The sequence below is a fragment of the Alteromonas sp. ABV2_168 genome (assembly GCF_056161165.1).
Genome location: NZ_JBSWYQ010000002.1, coordinates 158,901 through 176,821, shown reverse-complemented (window position 1 = coordinate 176,821; position 17,921 = coordinate 158,901). Strand labels below are relative to the sequence as shown.

Genomic DNA, 17,921 nt, shown 5'->3' with positions numbered 1-17,921 from the left:
CACAAGGGGCAACACCGGCAAACAGACGGTCGTCTGTTGTGATGGTGGAACGGTGTTGCTGCTTGTTCCCTTCGCAGGTATTAGCCTGATCAGGTTCTACGGATCCCGCAATGCGGTCTCAGCTTGCTTTCATGTGAAAGACGAAGCACTCCGACAAGTTCTGTTTTTACTATAATCATGGATTAGAAAAGAAAACAAGCTTTGTCTTAACGACAGAGTTGGGGCTTTCAACGTTGCAACGCAGAAAGCATCTGGTTCATATCTCCACTTTCTTGTACTCTTCAACAGATTTTCAGGTCCGGAGCACCGGATTTTGCTGTTCGGTAAAGAACAGGCAAACAGCACTTACTACAGAGACATCCTATGACGTTGTGGGAACTTACTACCAAACAGCAGGCGTTAATCAGCTCGGTTAATTCAGACCTGGCTGAGAATGTGAAAGAGCGGCTTTCTGAAATGGGCATTCAAGTTGGCAGAGATATTCAGTGTGTCAGAAAAGGCCCGCTGGGTGGGCCAATCGTGATGCAACTGGGTGGCAGTGTGTTTGCTATCGAAGAAAATCTCGCCGCACAAATCGAAGTTGAAGTGCGTAACTAACGCTCACTTTTCCGCTGTCGCCAGTAACAGGATACCTCTTTTTCATGCAACGCATTTTAATGGTCGGAAAGCCCAATTCCGGTAAGAGTCTTTTATTCAATCAATTAACCGGTCTGCGACAAAAAGTCGCTAATTATCCCGGTGTTACCGTGGAAGTTAAACGGGGTCAATGTCAGGATTTTGAAGTGGTGGACTTGCCCGGCACTTATACGCTTCGTGGCCTGAGCCGTGATGAAGAAATCGCAATTAAAGAAATCACCACATCTGTAGAACGTGACGATACTTCTCTGGTGGTTTGTGTACTTGATGCCACCCGTTTAGAGCGCAGTTTAGTGCTGGGTCTGCAGGTGCAGAAACTGGCAAAGGCCAACAATAAAGCTGTACTCTTTGCCCTCAACTTCATCGACGAAGTCAGCAGGATCGGCGAAGATATCGATACAGAGGCGCTGAGTAAAGATTTGGGCAGTCCGGTAATGGCACTGTCGGCAAGAACCCTGGACGGGTTACACGAATTTAAGCAGACCATGCTGTCTGTTGCCAGAGCGCCGTCAGGTCATGTCCCGACGACATCCCTGGCAGAAGGGGAGTCCGCGGTAAACCAGAGTCAGGCACTGGCTTCAAAGTACGGCCTGCAACTGGATGTTGTGCTGAAAAATCAGAACAGCTTCGACCGCTTCCTGTTAAACAGCTGGACCGGCTCTCTGGTATTCCTCGGCGTCATGTTCGTACTTTTCCAGAGTATTTTTACCCTCGCAGCCCCCCTGATGGACGGCGTGGAAACGCTGATCGGCAGCGTTGCTGAAGGTGTCAGTGCCATTACGCCAGAAGGTATTGTTACCGACTTTTTTAACGACGCCATATTCGGCGGCTTAGGCTCTTTCCTGGTGTTCGTACCGCAAATTATGGTACTGACCTTCATTATCGGCTTGCTGGAAGACAGCGGTTATCTTGCCCGCGCGGCGCTGATGTGTCACCGCCCGTTGAGCGCAGTGGGTTTATCAGGCAGAAGTTTTATTCCTTATCTTTCGGGTCATGCCTGCGCCATTCCTGCCATCATGGCGGCCCGTACTATCGAGTCGCCGCACAAGCGTCTTATCACCATGCTGACCATCCCGCTGATGTCCTGTTCAGCCCGTTTGCCGGTTTATGCCTTGCTGGTTGCGGTACTGGTGCCGGAAGACGGTACTTTCCTGGGCATTTTTGGTCTGCAGGGGGCTGCCTTCTTCGGCCTGTATTTCTTCGGTATTATTACGGCCCTGATTGTCAGCCAGTTTCTGTCGCGCTTTTTACCGGGAGATCTGGAAGAGTCAGACATGCCGTTCATTCTTGAATTACCCACATACCGCTTGCCACACTGGAAGCCGCTGACTTTCCGCGTTATCGACAGCGGGTTGCAGTTTATCCGCCGTGCAGCACCGATTATTTTCGTGGTGTCGGTGGGGATCTGGATTTTGGGTTATTTCCCGATGGGTTCTACTCTTGAAAACAGCTGGCTCGGGCAAATCGGCCATGTTATCCAGCCTGTATTCGAGCCGATGGGTCTGGACTGGCGCTACGGCGTGGCAATACTGATGTCGTTTCTCGCCCGTGAAGTATTCGTCGGTGCGCTCGGTACACTGTTCGGTATGGATGACGCTGAAGACAATGTGAACGGTCTGGCTGGACGTATTCAGGCTGACGGACTGACAACCGGCGCCGGCCTTGGCCTGGTGCTGTTCTACGTTGTGGCGCTGCAATGTGTGGCAACCGTTGCCATGCTGAAAGGTGAAACCGGCAGTAATAAGCTCGCATGGGGCCTGTACGTCGGATACGGTATCCTGGCCTACGTTATCGCCGTACTGGTGAATATGGTGTTTTGATAACGGTTAAACAGCACTTCATTGAGTAAGCTATCCAAAGAGCCGGGAGCTTGATGAGGTGCTGTTTACAGCAACCGCTAACGGTCATACACCGTAACTTTGTTTATATCCGTTTTTTCGATTCTTGCTTTGCCTGAACTTTCTAAAAAATTCAGCAGAGACATCGGGTCATTGGTTTCAAATACACCGGTTACAGACATACCTGATAAGTCCGCAGAGGCGATGGTGACCTGCAAAGCATTATAGCGATTAAATTCGCGAACTACGTTATCTAAACGGTCGTTCCGGAAAATCATTTCTCTGGATTTCCACGACGTCTCTCTGGCTACATCTACCGATGCTTCTGTATGAATATTACCATTGTCCTGAAGCACAGCTTTTTGTCCCACAGTCACCAGCAGAGGCCTGTCTTTCGTTAAGTCCGGTGCAGTAAAGTCAGTCAGTTTTATACCGGTGGAGCGAAACGGAATCAGCTGTTCTTTTTTCGCTTCTCTTGCCAGTGCGACTTCTCCGGTAAGCACCGTCAATGCAACACTTCCGGGCTCACTGCGGACGTTAAATTCGGTTCCCAGCGCCTGAAACATTGTGTCGTTAACCCAGACCCTGAAGGGCTTTTGAGGATTATGTGCAACTTTGAAAATTGCTTCTCCCTGATGCAGGACGATGTTTCTGTATTTCTGCGTATAGTTAATATCTACAGCAGTCAGCGTGTTCAGGTAGATAATCGAGCCATCTTCCAGCGTGATGCTTCTTTGCTCGCCCAGTGATGTTTTGTATTGTACAGGCTGATTTTGCGCTACAGGCGTTTCGCCGGCGCTTTCAACCGGCAGCATCTGATAAGCGAAAATAGCGCCAGCCAGCAAACAGGCAGCAACCGGAAGCCAGCGGGTTTTCCGGGGACGCCCGGAGCTTTCGTGTTCTGAATTATTACCGGTCAGGTTCTGGTGTTGAGAGATAGGAGTCACCTTACTGCCCGCTGCTGATTCTACCTGGGCGAGTAATTTGTCGACGGATAACTTTTTACTCTGATCAACATCTGACATCAGATCCAGCAACACGCATGCGTGAATAAATTCCTCCACATGAGCAGGTCCCATCAGCAACCAGTGCGTCAGTTCACGGCGATCTTTTTCGCTCAGTTCTCCATCGTCCAGCAATACCGCCCAGTAGCTAGCTTGTTCAATGATCAGAGAATTAGATTGTTTAACCATATTCATGATGCATCACTCGCAATTTGCGCTTTGCGACATTCTGTCATAGCACGGGTTAAGTATTTTCTGACGGTGTGAATAGAAATTCCCAGTTTTTCTGCAATTTCCGCATGATTAAGGCCATCGCGCTTCCTCAGCAGTAATACTGACTGATAAACAGGTGGAAGTGTAACTAGTATTTTCTCCAGTTCTTGTATAGCTTTCTGCCGCTCAAGTTGCAGGTGAGGGTCTTCATTGCCGGGAAAATTTTCCAGACCATCAGTAAGAGGTGTTTCATTTTGAGCAATCCGCTCATTCTTTGAACGCATTTCATGCACAAGATTTGCGGCAATACGAAACAAGTAGGCTTTGGGTTGTTCTATGAGATCTTTTCTTTCTACATTCATCAGCCGCAGGTAAGTCTCTTGCGAAAAATCCTGAGCCTGCTGATTGTTATTCGAACGACGCATGAAGAAGGCAAACAGTTCCTTATAAGAACTGTCGTAGAGCCCTTTTACAAAGCTGCTGCATTTACTCTTTTTATTCGTCGCAGTGTGGTTGCCCATAGAGAGAGATGTCTTGTGCCGGAATTAAGAGGGGAAGATGAATTAATACTTATCAAAATCAGATTAAAACTTCGCGGAAGTTTCAAGATAAAAAAAATAAGTACCTAAATCCAGCACTTTCACACTCTTTATTTATTAGTGGGTTTTCTGCCCGCATAAATAAAGGCTCGCAACGAAGCCAATGATAATTATATGTAGTACGGATATAGGAAATACAAGCATGAGAACTCGTGTCCCCAAATTTAAGAAGAAGCCAGTCGTCTTGTCAGTGATGCTGTCACTGGCCGGCAGCTTTGGCGTTGCTGCAGAGAATATTGAAAATCAGGAGCAGTTGCAGGTTACGGTGGGGCAGGTTCCGCTGGACCGGGCTTTGCAGAGCATCGCAAAACAATATGGAAAGCAGATTGTTTTCTTCTCCAATGTTGCAGACGGCCTGACAACTGAAGCGTTTTCCGGAACGTATAGCGAAGAAGCTGCTTTTAATAAGCTCCTGGAAGGGACTGCGCTTAGTTATCGCTATATCAATAAGAAAACCATCGCTATTGAAAAGAAAAATGTGGATGAAACCGTTGAGGGAAAAAAGCCCGCAGCGTCTACTGACGCCTCTGCGCAGTCAGCCGAAGCGAATAGCGGGGCCGTTAGCAAAACAAGTAAGGGAAAGGTTGAGAACATTACCGTTACCGCACAACGCCGTACTCAAAATTTACAGGAAGTACCGGTTTCCGTTTCTGTCATGAAGCGTGACCTGCTTGAAAGTGCGTCGACCGCCGGTGACGATATCCGTTTTATGTCAGCCCGCATTCCAAGTCTGAAAATTGAATCTTCGTTTGGCCGTTCTTTCCCCCGCTTTTATATTCGCGGTCTGGGCAATCAGGATTATGATGTAAATGCCTCTCAGCCGGTATCATTGATCACTGATGATGTGGTTCAGGAGAACCCGCTTTTAAAAGGTTTCCCCGTCTTTGATGTGGAGAGTGTTGAAGTGTTACGGGGCCCTCAGGGAACGTTGTTTGGCCGTAACACACCTGCAGGATTGGTAAAGTTCACTTCGAACCGTCCTACGCAGGATTTCGAAGGTTATATCAGCGCGTCCTATTCGTCTCTGGACACATTGTCTACCCATGGTGCTATTAGCGGTGGCCTGACAGACACTGTGTCTGTGCGTGTGTCTTTACTTAACCAGACGCGTTCAGACTATATTGATACCCGTGCGCCGGGTTTTGAACAAAACGATATTCTGGGCGGTTATGACGATCGAGCTGCCAAAGTGCAGGTGCTCTACGAGCCAAACAGTCAGTTCTCGGCGTTATTTAACTACCACACCCGTGATTTGGATGGTACGCCCACGGTGTTCAGAGCCAGTGCAATAAAGCCCGGAACCAACGACTTCGTTGATGGTTTCGACCGCAATGTGGTTTATCACGATGCCGCGCAACGTGCTACGCAAACGGTGAAAACCGAGGGCGGAAGTATGAAATTGGAATATTTCACGACTGATTACACGTTTACCTCTGTAACGGGCTATGAAACTGTGGAAATGTACTCACAGGCCGATGTCGATGGTGGTTACCGGGTCAGTAGTTTTGCTGATCCTTCCGGTTACACCGGCGAATTGGGCACTGTTCCTTCTTTCTCAGTTGAAAGTGCCGACGGTATTCCTGACCACAGCCAGTTCACTCAGGAGTTGAGAATGGCTTCAAACGAGTTGGGTGCGTTTGATTATCAGGCTGGCGTGTTTTTCTTCACAGAAGATCTGGATATCGACACCTTCCACTACAACGAAGACGGCAGCTTAAAGCGGTATCTGACCCAGAACCAGAAAACTGATGCATGGGCTGTGTTCGCCTCCGGTGATTACGAAGTCAATGACAGAACCAGTGTGACTGCGGGTATCCGGTACTCTAAAGATAAAAAAGACTATTTCTCTCAGCGAATCATTTCTACCGCCAGCGACGGTGAGTTTTTCGACCCTATGTATGCTGACACGAAAGATTCTGCTATCAGCTGGGACTTGAGCGCAATGTATCAGTATTCGGATGACACTAATCTGTATACCAGGCTGGCAAAGGGGTTCAGAGCACCAAGTATTCAGGGCCGTGTTGTCAGTGGCAGCGACCCTAAACTCAGTGTTGCAGACTCAGAAGTTATTCACTCGGTAGAAGTGGGTGCTAAATCAGACCTGCTGGACAATGCAGCACGGGTAAACTTCAATCTGTTTTACTTCCAGATGAACGATCAACAGTTAACGGCTCAATCATCTTTTGATGAAGGGGCTGCCAAAGAGTTAGTTAATGTTGATAAGACAGTAGGCTACGGGTTTGAATTTGAGGGCGAATACGCTATCACTTCTGACCTGCTTACAACGTTAGGGGTCAGCTACAACAACACTGAAATTAAGGATGAGAACGTAGCTATCTCAACCTGTAGTTTCTGTACAGTGTTGAACCCGGTGGATGAAAATGGGCTGATTAGCGTTGACGGTCTTTCTCTTCCGCGGGCACCTGAGTGGATTGGTAATTTCACTATGCGCTACAGCACCGAACTTGGCGATGGTGAGTTATACCTCTACACCGACTGGTCCTATGCCAGTGAAGTGCGGTTCTCACTTATTGATGCACTGGAAATGAGACAGGACCCTTACCTTGAAGGCGGCGTGCGGGTTGGCTACCTGTTCATGGTCGACAATTATGATGTGGAAGTTGCAGGTTACGGCCGTAACATCACAGATGAAACAGCGTTAATTGGTGGCGTGACGATAAATAACCTTGCCGGTGTGGTGAATCAGGGCAGAACCTGGGGAGCCGACGTTAAGGTGAAATTCTAATCTGTTGATCACTCTCTGATGGTTGTACTGCCGGGTCAGCCCCCGTAGCAGTACAACCTTTTTCATCTCCCCGTAAGGTGTTTTCTTATGAAATTTACCCGCGTTATTACACTTGTCTCACTTATCGGCGCTTCATTGTCTGCATCAGCGGCGCAATCAGTCGATATTCTTATTACCCGTGGGCATATCCTCTCTATGGACAGTGCTTTGACAGAGTATGAATCCGGTTTTGTGGCTGTTAAAGACGGGCGTATCGTGGCGGTCGGTCCACAAGAAAAAGCATCAGATTACCGTGCCGGCACTGTCCTGGATGTGGACGGTGATCTGGTTTTGCCAGGGTTTATCAACACACATACTCATGCCTCGATGTCCTTATTGCGTTCACTGGGTGATGATGTGCCTGACCGGCTGCATAAGTATATGTTTCCTCTTGAGAAGCAATTCGTTTCCCGTGAAATGGTAAGGTTAGGTGCTGAGCTCGGTAATGTTGAAATGCTTAAAGGTGGCGTGACCACTTATGCGGATATGTACTATTTTGAAGATGAAGTCGCAAAGGCTGTGGACGAAATTGGTTTGCGCGCTGTTTTAGGACAAACCGTGATTCAATACCCTCAGGCCGATGCTAAAACCGCAGAAGAAGGGATTGATTATGCGGTTAAATTCATTAAAAGCTATGCGGATCATCCGCGAATTACTCCCGCTTTTGCGCCTCACGCTCCATACACGAATACCACCGGCACTTTGCAGAAAATTTCAGCACTTTCTGAAGAGTTCGGTGTGCCTGTACTGACGCATCTTGCTGAGTCTGAAAGGGAGGAGGAGGTGATTGCTGAGCGCAGTGGCGGATTATCTCCGGTGGCCTATTTAGAAAGTATCGGTGTGCTTAACAATAATCTGATAGGGGCCCACGTCATCAGAGTGAGCAATCAGGATATTGCCCTTCTTAAAAAGCATCATGTTGGTGTAGCGCATAATATGAGTGCAAACATCAAATCAGCAAAAGGCGTGGCGCCGGTGACAGAAATGCTGAAACAGGGCGTTGATGTTGGTCTGGGCACTGACGGCCCGATGTCAGGCAACACACTGAGCTTAATTGATGAGTTTAATCAGGTAGCTAAACTTCACAAGTTGTGGACGAATGACCGGACTAATATGCCAGCCGTCGAAGTGATAAAAATGGCAACCTCAGGCAGTGCGAAAGTGCTGAATATGGAAAATGAGATTGGCTCTCTGGAGAAAAGCAAACGGGCAGATATCATCGTGATTGATACCAAATCGCCTAATATGACGCCTGTTTATAATCCTTACTCTGTGCTTGTGTATTCAGCTTACGCGACAAATGTAAGGCACAGCATTGTGGAAGGCAAACTGCTGATGAAAGACAGGAATGTTCTCACTGTAGACGAGCGCGATATCGTTAAAAGAGCAACTGAATTTAGCAACAAAATAAAGCAGGCTTTAAAGGCACAGAATAAGCCTGTTTTATAGATTGCAGGCTTCTGTTTACTTCTCTTATGTTGCCCCGCCGGAATCGCAAGACTGCGCGGGGCTTTTATTTTCCGCTACGAATTATTTACACCAGCGCGTTCTGACTGACTTCCATACTACGTTTGTACATGGCAAGGGCGCCGGTGGCATCCTGCTTGCGCTCACGGATTTCTGCCAGTGCGATAAGATCCTGCTGGTTTTCATGTAGTTTGATGGCTTTTAGCAGCACTTTCTCTGCAAGTATGTCGTCGCCGGCGTTCAGTGCTAACTGACCCAGGCAGGAAAACAGAACAGGGTTGGTGTCGTCGTGTTTTATCCACTGTTCCAGTGCGCGGATTGCATTTGCCGGATTAGGAATACTGATTTGTGCCATGTAGGGAAGCAAGATCGGATCAGGGCCCTTCTTCTGCCACTCAACCAGGCAGGTTTCTGCTTCTTTGTGCATGCCCTGTTCCAGCAATTGCTGTGCGTAAGCAGCACGGTACGCGTTGTCTGCACGGGCTTTGCGGGGCATGTTTTCCCAGTGTTGCTTCAGTGCATTGGCACCTTGCTTACTGGCAATTTCAGCAAACTTTCCTTTCGCTATTTTCTGCGCCCACAGTACGTAATCGTCTTTTAATGGTTTGCGCCATTGGGGCAAAACTTCTTCCAGTGACTGCCACTGACCCAGTTCGCCCATAGCACGGGCCTTAAGCCGGATAACCTGCGGATTCTTCTGCGCTTTTTCATCCAGTCCGTTCAGCTTGTCCAGTGCATCCTGCTGGTGTCCCTGTTCGAGGTCGAGTCTTGCCAGCGCAACATGGGCGGCTACTTTAGCGTTGTTAAACTCTGCAGCGCGGTCCAGTAAATATCGTACCCGTTCCGGTTCGTTCAGCGCCTTGGCCACCTGTGCAGCAGCCAGAAAATTCACGCCGTCGAAATCGCCGTCAGTGGTATCCTGCAGTGCTTTTTTCGCCGCGATGAAATCGCCTTCAACCATTAACTGAAGACCATTGTAAAAGCGTCGCTGGCGCTTACGGCGGGAAAGTCCGCCAAACCATTGTCTTGAGCCTTTAAATAACCCGAGAGTGCGGGAAAGTAACCGCCAGATGATCCACAAAGCCAGCAGACTGAAAAAAACGGTAATACACAGGCTGACAACTGACATTTCAATGTGTAACTGACCCATGGAAATCAGCACATAGCCTTTGTCGCCAATAACCTGCGGCGCAATTAACATTGCGGCAAGTACCGCTATAACCAGCAGAATTGCATAAACTAACCGTTTCATTGTGCTGCCTCTCCTTTGCCGTAAGCGGCTTTAACGCGGGATTCCAGCAAGCGTTGAAGCGGTGCCATAGCACTGAGTTCTTCCGGCAGGTTTTCCTGAACGTTGGCTTCACCAAGGGCATCCAGGGTAGACAGTGCGCCATTAATTTCCGGTGCATCAGTATCAAATTTATCATTCAGCAGGGCTTTAGCGTTTGCAACCGACTGTTGATACAGATTGTCTTCACCGCTCATAGCAGCAGACTGTGCCTGCATGATTTGCAGTTTAAGCTGCTCTTTGTACAGCCACATTTCTTCAGCAGTCATCATAGGTGCAACAGGCGCATCAGTGCGTCGTACTGAAATAAAATCGTCAACAATAGAATGCCAGACTTTCGCCAGATTACTTTTCCAGTCGTCTACCGATTCAGACAGCGCTTCCTTGCCTGTATTTTCATCCGGACGGGTGAAGGTTTTTAACGGCAGCGCGTCTACCTGAGACAGGAAACCTGACAGGGTTAATGCAAGTTTAACGGTGTCCGTGCGGTTAACCTGACGCAGTGTCTGAATGTCCTGTGCAATCAGCCCGCGCACCGGGATCACTGACGGATCGGAAAGCTCTTTTAAACGCTGGTCGGCATTTTCAAGCAGCAGTACTGCGGTATCTGTATCATGTTCAAGCCACACTTTACGGCCGGCCATGCGTACCAGATAATCCGCTTCAGCCAGCAACCAGTCTGACGGGCGGCGGCCTTCCATTTCACCTAACTGTGATAACAGTTGTTCGGTTTGCAGTTGCAGGGACTCTGTTTTTTCCGTCAGGCTGTTCACCGTGCCGGCAAGTGCTTGCTTACTTTTTTCCAGTTCGATGAGCTGACGCTGGAGTTGTGCGTTCTCATCGTTCAGGTTGCCCAGTATTGCCTTTTGCGCCGACTGCTCGTCTGCCAGTGCGCTCTGACCACTGTCTTTTTGCCACAAAAACCAGTAGCCCGCCGCTGCTGTACCGGCTGCAATCAACAAGGTGAGGATAATGACAATCCATAAGCCGGCGTGGGACGGATGTTTGGAAGTAGTTTCATCGCAGGCCTTGTCTTTGCCGGATGCCGTTGACGACGGCGTGATGTCTTTTTCTTCAGGCAACACCAGTGTGGAATCCGTATTGTGTTTATCGTTGTCAGCCATGGTTTACTCCCAATTTTCCTTTATCCACGCACATAGCGTGTTGTCACTGGCGTCACTGCAAACGGCAACCTGCGTTGCACCTGAGGCGCTGATTTGTGCTGCTACTCTGTCGCTGACGGTCAGCCAGCGTTGCTTTCGCAACATGTTAGTATCATAAACGCGAAACAGCTGCTCTGCCATTTCGCCGCTGGTTGCCACTATGCCTGTAATCTGTGGCCACTGCCAATTATCTGTTTGTATAGGTTTTTCCAGCAACAGGCGCTGGTAGACCGCAAATTCTTCTACGTGGTTTTGCTGCAATAAGAGCGTGTCCCGTAAAGTGGTTCGACCACCTTGCCCTTTAATAATAACGATTTGTCGCCGGTTTGCACTATTGAGTTGTGATAACGCCAATAAACCTTCTGAATTTTGCTGCTCCGGCACTGCTACAGACAGGCCATATTCCTCAATCATCCTGGCGGTTGATGTGCCTACCGCAAACCAGCGGGAGGGCAATGCTGACAGTGGCAACGCAGATAACAATTGCGCGGCAAAGGCACTGGTAACGATGATGTAATCTGCAGGCTGCGTTGCAAGATGATGTGCAAGACGGCTAAGTTCTTCTTCGCATGAAGTGATGGTCAGCGGGGCGACACCAGAACATGAAATACCCGCCAGGCGAAAGGCTGCGACACTTTTCGCCAGCTTCTGCTCAGGGCGGGTAATCAATATCATAGGTTTAAATGATTAGTCGTGCAGGGCGCTTAAGATCTCGCCGGCACCCTGTGACAGTAACGATTCTGCCACTTCCACACCCAGCGCTTCTGCCCGTTCGCGATGTCCGGTTGCAGATGCATACAGTAAGGTTGCGCCGTCGACGCTGCCGACCATACCGGTCAGTGTGATGGTGTCGTTGGCCAGCGTGGCATAACTGCCGATGGGTACCTGACAGCCGCCTTCCAGACGGGTATTCATGGCACGCTCGGCGAAAACCCGGTCTGCGGTATCTGCGTGGTTGAGCGCACCGAGCAGGGCAATCAGTTCGATGTCGTCGTTGCGGCATTCTATGCCGACAGCGCCCTGGCCTACCGCCGGTAAAGATAGCTCGGGAGACAATTCATGGTTGATGCGGTCCTGCATCCCCAGGCGGATAAGTCCGGCGGCGGCGAGAATGATGGCATCGTATTCGCCGTTATCCAGCTTCGCGAGGCGGGTATTCACGTTGCCCCGTAAGTCTTTAATCTTTATGTCAGGACGATATTTACGTAACTGGCACTGACGGCGCAGGCTGGACGTGCCCACGACCGCACCCTGAGGCAAATCATCAATGCTGGTAGCGGTATTCGACACAAAAGCATCGAAGGGATTCTCCCTGGGACAAATAGCGTGTAAACCAAAGCCTTCGGGAAATTCCACCGGCACATCTTTCATGCTGTGTACCGCAATATCTGCACGGCCTTCCAGCATGGCCACTTCCAGCTCTTTGATAAACAGGCCTTTACCGCCAATTTTGGCCAGCGGCGTATCGAGAATTTTATCGCCCTGGGTGCTCATGGGCACCAGTTCTACGTGCAGGCCGGGGTGGGCCATCAGCAGTTGTTCTTTGACATAATCTGCCTGCCATAAGGCCAGCGCACTTTTGCGGGTGGCAATACGGACGGTAGTTCGGGAAACGGGTTGTTCACTCATGGGTAAATCCTGAAAAGCTTAGTCGAGCACAGTTTGCAGCCAGCGGCTGATATCCTGAATTTCCTGTACACATACATTATGTTGCATAGGATAGGTTTGCCAAGTCGCTGAAAAACCATTGTCTTCAAGTGCGGTATGGGCCATTTTGCCCAGCGCTGCCGGTACCACTTCGTCATGGGTGCCATGGGCCATCATCACCGGCGTAGACTTGTTGACGTCACTGGCTTCTTCTGCAAGCTTGCCCGGTTTGCACATGTAGGTAGACAGCGCCATGATGCCTGCTATTTTATGCCGAAGACGGGTGCCCAGATGCAGCGCAATCACACCGCCCTGAGAAAAGCCGGCCAGCACCATTTTTTCATACGGGAAGCCGGCTGCATGCTGGGCTTCAAGTAGTGCATTTACCCTCTCTGCAGATTCGATGACGCCGGCTTCATCAGCGCGGTTATCGAGATCCATGGTTTTAATGTCGTACCAGGCACGCATACGCATACCGCCGTTGATGGTTACCGGACGCTCCGGCGCATGAGGAAACAGAAAACGTACTGGTAAAGCCGCCGGTATCTGCAGTTCGGGGACAATAGGGGCAAAGCCGTGTCCGGAGTCACCTAAACCGTGCAGCCAGATAACACAAGCCTGCGGGTTGTCACCCGTATTTGCTTCTACGTAGGGTAATAAGGCTTCTTTCATAATGTCGCTTCTGTTACTCAATTCTTAGCGCTATGCTACCATTGCCGTCTGAAATCACCACAACATGATGACAAAAAGCAAGATTATGGCTTCTCTACTTGGTAATTTGTTTATTCTCGCAGCCCCTTCTGGTGCGGGAAAGTCCAGTTTAATTAAAGCATTGCTGGAAAAGCATGACGGAAATCAACAATATCCCATGCAGGTGTCAGTTTCTCACACCACCCGTAAGCCACGGCCCGGAGAAGTCGACGGCGTACATTATCATTTTGTCAGTCATGAGCAGTTTGAAGCACTCATCGAGCAGGGCGTGTTCTTCGAATATGCTGAGGTGTTCGGTAACTACTACGGCACGTCCCGTGTGACCATTGAGCAAACTTTGCACCGCGGTATTGATGTGTTCTTAGATATCGACTGGCAGGGTGCCCGTCAGGTGAAAAAAATCATGCCGGATACCTGTGGCATTTTCATCCTGCCGCCTTCTACAGAAGTGCTGCGCCAACGGCTGACAAACCGCGGGCAGGACTCAGACAGCGTTATTGAAGGACGCATGCAGGAAGCGGTATCTGAGATGTCTCATTATGCTGAATTTGACTACGTACTGGTGAATGATGATTTCTCTGTGGCGCTGGCAGAATTAGAAGCCATTGTGTGTTCCAGGCGCCAGCGTACTGTTAAGCAGCAACTACGTCACAAAGCACTGATTGCAGATCTGGTGGGATCGTAAAAGATCTTGCTGATTAAACCTACAAAATACTAGGACTTGAAAGGCATGTGTTGTATACTGCGCGGCCATTTTGAGTTTTACGCTTTTATTCATTTTCGGAGAGATACATGGCACGCGTAACCGTAGAAGACGCCGTTGATAAAGTTGGTAACCGCTTTGACCTCGTACTGGTTGCAGCACGACGTGCTCGCCAGCTGGCAACCGAAGGTAAAGAAGCACAGGTTGATGTGCAAAACGATAAGCCGACGGTTACCGCTTTACGCGAAATCGAAGAAGGCCTGGTTACTGCCGATACGCTGGATCAAGATGATCTGCGTGATCAGGAAAGACAAGAAAGCGCGGATTTCGCTTCTGTAGCGAACATCCTGTCTGAGCAATAATCAGCGGATCGCTGCTGTCATTCAGACTATACAAACGCCAGTGAGCTTTTAATCGGGTTCACTGGCGTTTTGCTATTGGCATTCCCTACAATACTTCATTATTCTGTTTCTATTGGCTTTATTCGCAGGAAAGTTGTCTACACGTGTATTTATTCGAGGGTTTAAAACAAAAAATCTCTGAGTATCTGTCAGCAGAACGGGTTCAGCTGGTACAGGACAGCTTTGTTTTAGCTCATGAAGCCCATGACGGACAGATGCGATCCAGTGGCGATCCCTACATTACTCACCCTGTTGCTGTGGCCGGTATTCTGGCTGATATGCATCTTGATCACGAAACGCTGATGGCTGCGCTGCTGCACGACGTGATTGAGGACACCCACTACAACCAGGAAGATCTGGCTGAAGCCTTTGGCGATACTGTTGCCGAGCTGGTGGAAGGGGTAAGTAAGCTGGACAAAATTGCGTTCAGCAGCAAGCAGGAAGCACAGGCAGAGAACTTCCGTAAGATGATGATGGCGATGGTGCAGGACATCCGCGTGATCCTCATCAAGCTGGCCGATCGCACTCACAATATGCGTACGTTAGGGGCGCTGCGTCCCGATAAGCGACGCCGTATTGCCCGTGAGACGCTGGAAATCTATGCGCCGATTGCCCATCGTCTGGGTATCCACGATATTAAGAACGAGCTGGAAGATCTTGGTTTTCAGGCCATGTATCCCATGCGTCACCGTGCCCTGAAGTCTGCGGTGAAACAAGCCCGCGGTAACCGCAAAGAAATTATCGATAACATCCGTCAGGAACTGGCTACCCGTCTCGGCGAGCACAAAATTGAAGGCGATGTCATCGGCCGCGAAAAGCATCTGTATTCAATTTACCGCAAAATGAAGAACAAGGAGCTGATGTTCAACGAAGTAATGGACATCTATGCCTTCCGTATTGTGGTTGAAAGTGTGGACAACTGTTATCGCTCGCTGGGTGCCATGCACAGCCTGTACAAGCCCATCGAAACACGCTTCAAAGATTACATCGCGATTCCGCGCACCAACGGTTATCAGTCGCTGCACACGTCGTTAATTGGTCCTCACGGTATTCCGGTGGAAGTACAGATACGCACGCTGGCCATGGATCAGATGGCAGATAAAGGGGTCGCAGCCCACTGGCTGTACAAAGAACCGGGTGACAGTGACACAACTGCCCAGCTTCGTGCCCGTAAATGGATGCAGTCACTACTTGAACTGCAGCAGAGCGCCAGTTCCAGTTTTGAATTTATCGAGTCGGTGAAAACAGACTTGTTCCCTGAAGAGATTTACGTATTCACGCCGGACGGCCGTATTATCGAGCTGCCCATGGGCGCCACTGCCGTAGATTTTGCCTATGCTGTTCACTCGGACATTGGTAACACTTGCGTGGGTGTGCGGGTAGAGCGTCGTAACTACAGCCTGAGTAAGCCGCTGGAAAACGGCCAGACGGTAGAAATTATTACCTCGCCGAAAGCCAAGCCGAATGCTAACTGGCTGAACTTTGTGGTCAGCGCCCGAGCCCGTACCCGCATCCGCCAGTATCTGCGCAGACAGCATTCGCAGGAAGCGGTGAATATGGGTAACCGTCTGCTTCGTCATGCGCTCGGTACAGTGAAACTGGATGATATCAGTCAGGAAGATATCGACCGTGTGGTTGCGGAAACCAAACATCAAACCTTCGAAGATTTGCTGACAGATATTGGTCTGGGTAATGAACTGAGCGCCATTGTTGCCCGGCGCCTGCTGGGTGAATCGGCAGAGATCCCTGATAAGAAAGGCAATGTGGCTATCCGCGGTACAGAAGGCCTGCTGGTGCACTATGCCCGCTGCTGCCATCCTATTCCTGATGATGAAATTGTGGCGGTACTCAGCCCGGGCCGTGGCATGACGATTCACCAGACAGGTTGTAAAAATATCCGTAAACTGGCTAAAGAAGAGCCTCAGCGTGTGCTTCCCATGCAGTGGGACGATACGCCACAGGGCGAATTTAAGGCTTCGCTGCGTATTGAACTGTACAATCACCAGGGTACACTGGCGAATCTGACCAATATGATTTCCAGCTGCGATTCCAACATTATTGGGCTCCAGACAGAAGAAAAAGAAAGTAATATTTATTTCATCGATATTGAATTAACGACACATAACCGCGTGCATCTGGCGCGAATTATGAAGAAGATCAGAACCATGTCAGAAGTGCAGAAGGTCTCGCGTCACAGTCAATCCCGACACTAATTTACACAGGATTCAACATGGCTAAAGCAATTATTCAGACCGATAAAGCGCCACAGGCGATCGGCACATACAGTCAGGCAGTTAAAGCAGGCACCACCGTTTATTTGTCTGGCCAGATCCCGCTGAACCCGGAAACCATGGAAATCGTATCTGACGATTTTTCCGAACAGGCTAAACAGGTTTTCGAAAACGTAAAAGCGGTTTGTGAAGCTGCTGGCGGTACTATCAACGATTTGGTTAAGGTAAATATCTTCCTGCCGGATCTGTCTCATTTCGCCACGGTAAACGAAATCATGGCGCAATATTTCACTAAGCCTTATCCGGCCCGTGCCGCCATTGGCGTGAAAGAACTGCCAAAAGCATCGCAAATTGAAATCGACGGCATCATGGAATTGCCTGAGTGATTTCACAGGTATAAATATGAAAACCGCACGTAGTTGCGGTTTTTTTATGCCTGAAGGACGGACGATTTCACTGTTTATCTCCGGAAATGAAAATAGTATGAAAGATAACGGTACAGGCGCAGGTCTCTTTAAATTCAAATCCTGAGGAGAGTGTTATGCGCTTAATTTTTATGTTGTTACTTATCGTTGCCGGCGGGCAGGTGTTCGCGGCAGCAATGCCGTCAAAGGCCCCCGATGAAGTTCGTCCTTTACTGGAAGGCATGACAGTGCCCGATGTCGTGGTATCTGATACAGATGGTGCGCCGTTCAGTTTAAAAGCGCTGTTGATGCAAAAGCCATCAGTGGTGTTGTTCTATCGCGGCGGCTGGTGCCCGTATTGTAACCGTCAACTGGCTGGTCTGAAGGATATCGAAAAGCCATTGTCAGATCTTGGCTATCAGATCCTGGCAATTTCACCCCAGTCATTAGAGCAGTTAACGTCACAAAAGCTGGAGAGCGAATTTGCTGCAAGGCTGTTGTCTGATGCAAAGCTCAATGCCCTGAATGCGTTCGGGATCAGCTACTATGTGGATGATGAAACAGCAAAGCGTTACAAAGGCCATGGCATCGCCCTGACAACCGATGAGACAGGAAAGCCCGTCCTGCCGGCACCGGCTGTGTTCATTGTCGATACTGAAGGTAAAATTCAGTTCAGCTACGTTAACCCTGATTATAAAGTACGGCCATCTCCGGCATTGATCCTCGCTGCAGCAGAGGCAATTGCCAAATAAACCTGTCTTTTCTGACAAGGGCTGCCAAACCTGAACCGGCAGCCCCTCGCAAACCTGCTATGAATGGCTTACACTGCGC

The 17,921-nt window shown here is 49.4% G+C and carries 16 protein-coding genes and 1 riboswitch; of the genes, 9 read left to right on the top strand and 7 right to left on the bottom strand.

Translation table 11 applies throughout. From position 1 onward, the window contains the following. Positions 1-49: 49 nt before the first annotated feature. Positions 50-163, bottom strand: a riboswitch (TPP riboswitch). Positions 164-363: 200 nt separating this feature from the next. Together ACXAH4_RS03705 and feoB are read left to right on the top strand one after the other, a co-directional pair. Next, positions 364-597 carry a FeoA family protein gene (locus tag ACXAH4_RS03705; RefSeq protein WP_474843716.1) on the top strand — a complete coding sequence of 78 codons (234 nt, stop codon included), beginning with the start codon at positions 364-366 and terminating at the stop codon, positions 595-597. Between the two features lie 44 nt (positions 598-641). Further along, positions 642-2,456 carry a ferrous iron transporter B gene (gene feoB, locus ACXAH4_RS03700; protein WP_474880735.1) on the top strand — a complete coding sequence of 605 codons (1,815 nt, stop codon included), beginning with the start codon at positions 642-644 and terminating at the stop codon, positions 2,454-2,456. 77 nt (positions 2,457-2,533) lie between these two features. Here the strand turns inward: feoB and ACXAH4_RS03695 are convergent, their stop codons facing one another. Then, entirely contained in the window at positions 2,534-3,673 is a 1,140-nt protein-coding gene (locus ACXAH4_RS03695) for a FecR family protein (RefSeq protein ID WP_474880733.1), read from the bottom strand. Then, the gene (locus ACXAH4_RS03690; protein ID WP_119499754.1) at positions 3,670-4,212 is read right to left on the bottom strand and encodes an RNA polymerase sigma factor; all 543 of its coding nucleotides are present in this window, start codon (positions 4,210-4,212) and stop codon (positions 3,670-3,672) included. Before ACXAH4_RS03690 ends, ACXAH4_RS03695 begins: the two co-directional genes overlap by 4 nt. 220 nt (positions 4,213-4,432) lie before the next feature. On the opposite strand from ACXAH4_RS03690, the gene ACXAH4_RS03685 reads away from it, so the two are divergent. Both ACXAH4_RS03685 and ACXAH4_RS03680 read left to right on the top strand, forming a co-directional pair. Continuing rightward, the gene (locus ACXAH4_RS03685) at positions 4,433-7,036 is read left to right on the top strand and encodes a TonB-dependent receptor (protein ID WP_474880731.1); all 2,604 of its coding nucleotides are present in this window, start codon (positions 4,433-4,435) and stop codon (positions 7,034-7,036) included. Positions 7,037-7,123: 87 nt separating this feature from the next. Then, positions 7,124-8,524 carry an amidohydrolase gene (locus ACXAH4_RS03680; protein ID WP_474843707.1) on the top strand — a complete coding sequence of 467 codons (1,401 nt, stop codon included), beginning with the start codon at positions 7,124-7,126 and terminating at the stop codon, positions 8,522-8,524. Positions 8,525-8,609: 85 nt separating this feature from the next. Here ACXAH4_RS03680 and ACXAH4_RS03675 read toward each other — a convergent pair whose 3' ends face one another. Genes ACXAH4_RS03675 through ACXAH4_RS03655 form a run of 5 tightly spaced genes read right to left on the bottom strand, consistent with a single transcriptional unit; the run spans position 8,610 to position 13,312 of the window. Continuing rightward, positions 8,610-9,794 carry a heme biosynthesis HemY N-terminal domain-containing protein gene (locus ACXAH4_RS03675; RefSeq protein ID WP_474843705.1) on the bottom strand — a complete coding sequence of 395 codons (1,185 nt, stop codon included), beginning with the start codon at positions 9,792-9,794 and terminating at the stop codon, positions 8,610-8,612. Then, complete coding sequence (locus ACXAH4_RS03670; protein WP_474843703.1) at positions 9,791-10,954, bottom strand: uroporphyrinogen-III C-methyltransferase; 1,164 nt, start codon at positions 10,952-10,954, stop codon at positions 9,791-9,793. The genes ACXAH4_RS03675 and ACXAH4_RS03670 overlap by 4 nt, the downstream gene beginning before the upstream one ends. 3 nt (positions 10,955-10,957) lie before the next feature. Beyond that, complete coding sequence (locus ACXAH4_RS03665; RefSeq protein ID WP_474843701.1) at positions 10,958-11,668, bottom strand: uroporphyrinogen-III synthase; 711 nt, start codon at positions 11,666-11,668, stop codon at positions 10,958-10,960. A gap of 12 nt (positions 11,669-11,680) precedes the next feature. Next, positions 11,681-12,622 (bottom strand): hydroxymethylbilane synthase, encoded by a 942-nt coding sequence (hemC, locus tag ACXAH4_RS03660; protein ID WP_474843699.1) that lies wholly within the window; start codon positions 12,620-12,622, stop codon positions 11,681-11,683. Positions 12,623-12,640: 18 nt separating this feature from the next. Beyond that, the gene (locus tag ACXAH4_RS03655; protein WP_474880729.1) at positions 12,641-13,312 is read right to left on the bottom strand and encodes an alpha/beta hydrolase; all 672 of its coding nucleotides are present in this window, start codon (positions 13,310-13,312) and stop codon (positions 12,641-12,643) included. Between the two features lie 85 nt (positions 13,313-13,397). Between ACXAH4_RS03655 and gmk the strand changes: the two genes are divergently transcribed. From gmk to ACXAH4_RS03630, 5 genes are all read left to right on the top strand, one after another. Further along, the gene (gmk, locus tag ACXAH4_RS03650) at positions 13,398-14,036 is read left to right on the top strand and encodes a guanylate kinase (RefSeq protein WP_474843695.1); all 639 of its coding nucleotides are present in this window, start codon (positions 13,398-13,400) and stop codon (positions 14,034-14,036) included. A gap of 107 nt (positions 14,037-14,143) precedes the next feature. Further along, positions 14,144-14,416, top strand: a complete 273-nt coding sequence (rpoZ, locus tag ACXAH4_RS03645) for a DNA-directed RNA polymerase subunit omega (RefSeq protein ID WP_119499763.1) — start codon at positions 14,144-14,146, stop codon at positions 14,414-14,416. A 143-nt stretch (positions 14,417-14,559) separates the two neighbouring features. Beyond that, positions 14,560-16,668, top strand: coding sequence for a bifunctional GTP diphosphokinase/guanosine-3',5'-bis pyrophosphate 3'-pyrophosphohydrolase (spoT, locus tag ACXAH4_RS03640; protein WP_474849004.1), 2,109 nt, complete (start codon positions 14,560-14,562; stop codon positions 16,666-16,668). Positions 16,669-16,685: 17 nt separating this feature from the next. Then, positions 16,686-17,072 carry a RidA family protein gene (locus ACXAH4_RS03635; RefSeq protein ID WP_119499765.1) on the top strand — a complete coding sequence of 129 codons (387 nt, stop codon included), beginning with the start codon at positions 16,686-16,688 and terminating at the stop codon, positions 17,070-17,072. 155 nt (positions 17,073-17,227) lie between these two features. Beyond that, a complete protein-coding gene (locus ACXAH4_RS03630) occupies positions 17,228-17,842 on the top strand; it encodes a peroxiredoxin-like family protein (protein WP_303573533.1) in 615 nt (204 codons plus the stop codon). Positions 17,843-17,921: the final 79 nt, after the last annotated feature.

Coding starts and splice junctions, on each gene's coding strand:
- hemC (WP_474843699.1), bottom strand. CDS start 12,622: ATGAGTGAACAACCCGTTTCCCGAACTACCGTCCGTATTGCCACCCGC.
- ACXAH4_RS03635 (WP_119499765.1), top strand. CDS start 16,686: ATGGCTAAAGCAATTATTCAGACCGATAAAGCGCCACAGGCGATCGGC.
- feoB (WP_474880735.1), top strand. CDS start 642: ATGCAACGCATTTTAATGGTCGGAAAGCCCAATTCCGGTAAGAGTCTT.
- ACXAH4_RS03695 (WP_474880733.1), bottom strand. CDS start 3,673: ATGAATATGGTTAAACAATCTAATTCTCTGATCATTGAACAAGCTAGC.
- ACXAH4_RS03655 (WP_474880729.1), bottom strand. CDS start 13,312: ATGAAAGAAGCCTTATTACCCTACGTAGAAGCAAATACGGGTGACAAC.
- rpoZ (WP_119499763.1), top strand. CDS start 14,144: ATGGCACGCGTAACCGTAGAAGACGCCGTTGATAAAGTTGGTAACCGC.
- ACXAH4_RS03685 (WP_474880731.1), top strand. CDS start 4,433: ATGAGAACTCGTGTCCCCAAATTTAAGAAGAAGCCAGTCGTCTTGTCA.
- ACXAH4_RS03705 (WP_474843716.1), top strand. CDS start 364: ATGACGTTGTGGGAACTTACTACCAAACAGCAGGCGTTAATCAGCTCG.
- ACXAH4_RS03675 (WP_474843705.1), bottom strand. CDS start 9,794: ATGAAACGGTTAGTTTATGCAATTCTGCTGGTTATAGCGGTACTTGCC.
- ACXAH4_RS03680 (WP_474843707.1), top strand. CDS start 7,124: ATGAAATTTACCCGCGTTATTACACTTGTCTCACTTATCGGCGCTTCA.
- ACXAH4_RS03670 (WP_474843703.1), bottom strand. CDS start 10,954: ATGGCTGACAACGATAAACACAATACGGATTCCACACTGGTGTTGCCT.
- ACXAH4_RS03665 (WP_474843701.1), bottom strand. CDS start 11,668: ATGATATTGATTACCCGCCCTGAGCAGAAGCTGGCGAAAAGTGTCGCA.
- ACXAH4_RS03630 (WP_303573533.1), top strand. CDS start 17,228: ATGCGCTTAATTTTTATGTTGTTACTTATCGTTGCCGGCGGGCAGGTG.
- gmk (WP_474843695.1), top strand. CDS start 13,398: ATGGCTTCTCTACTTGGTAATTTGTTTATTCTCGCAGCCCCTTCTGGT.
- ACXAH4_RS03690 (WP_119499754.1), bottom strand. CDS start 4,212: ATGGGCAACCACACTGCGACGAATAAAAAGAGTAAATGCAGCAGCTTT.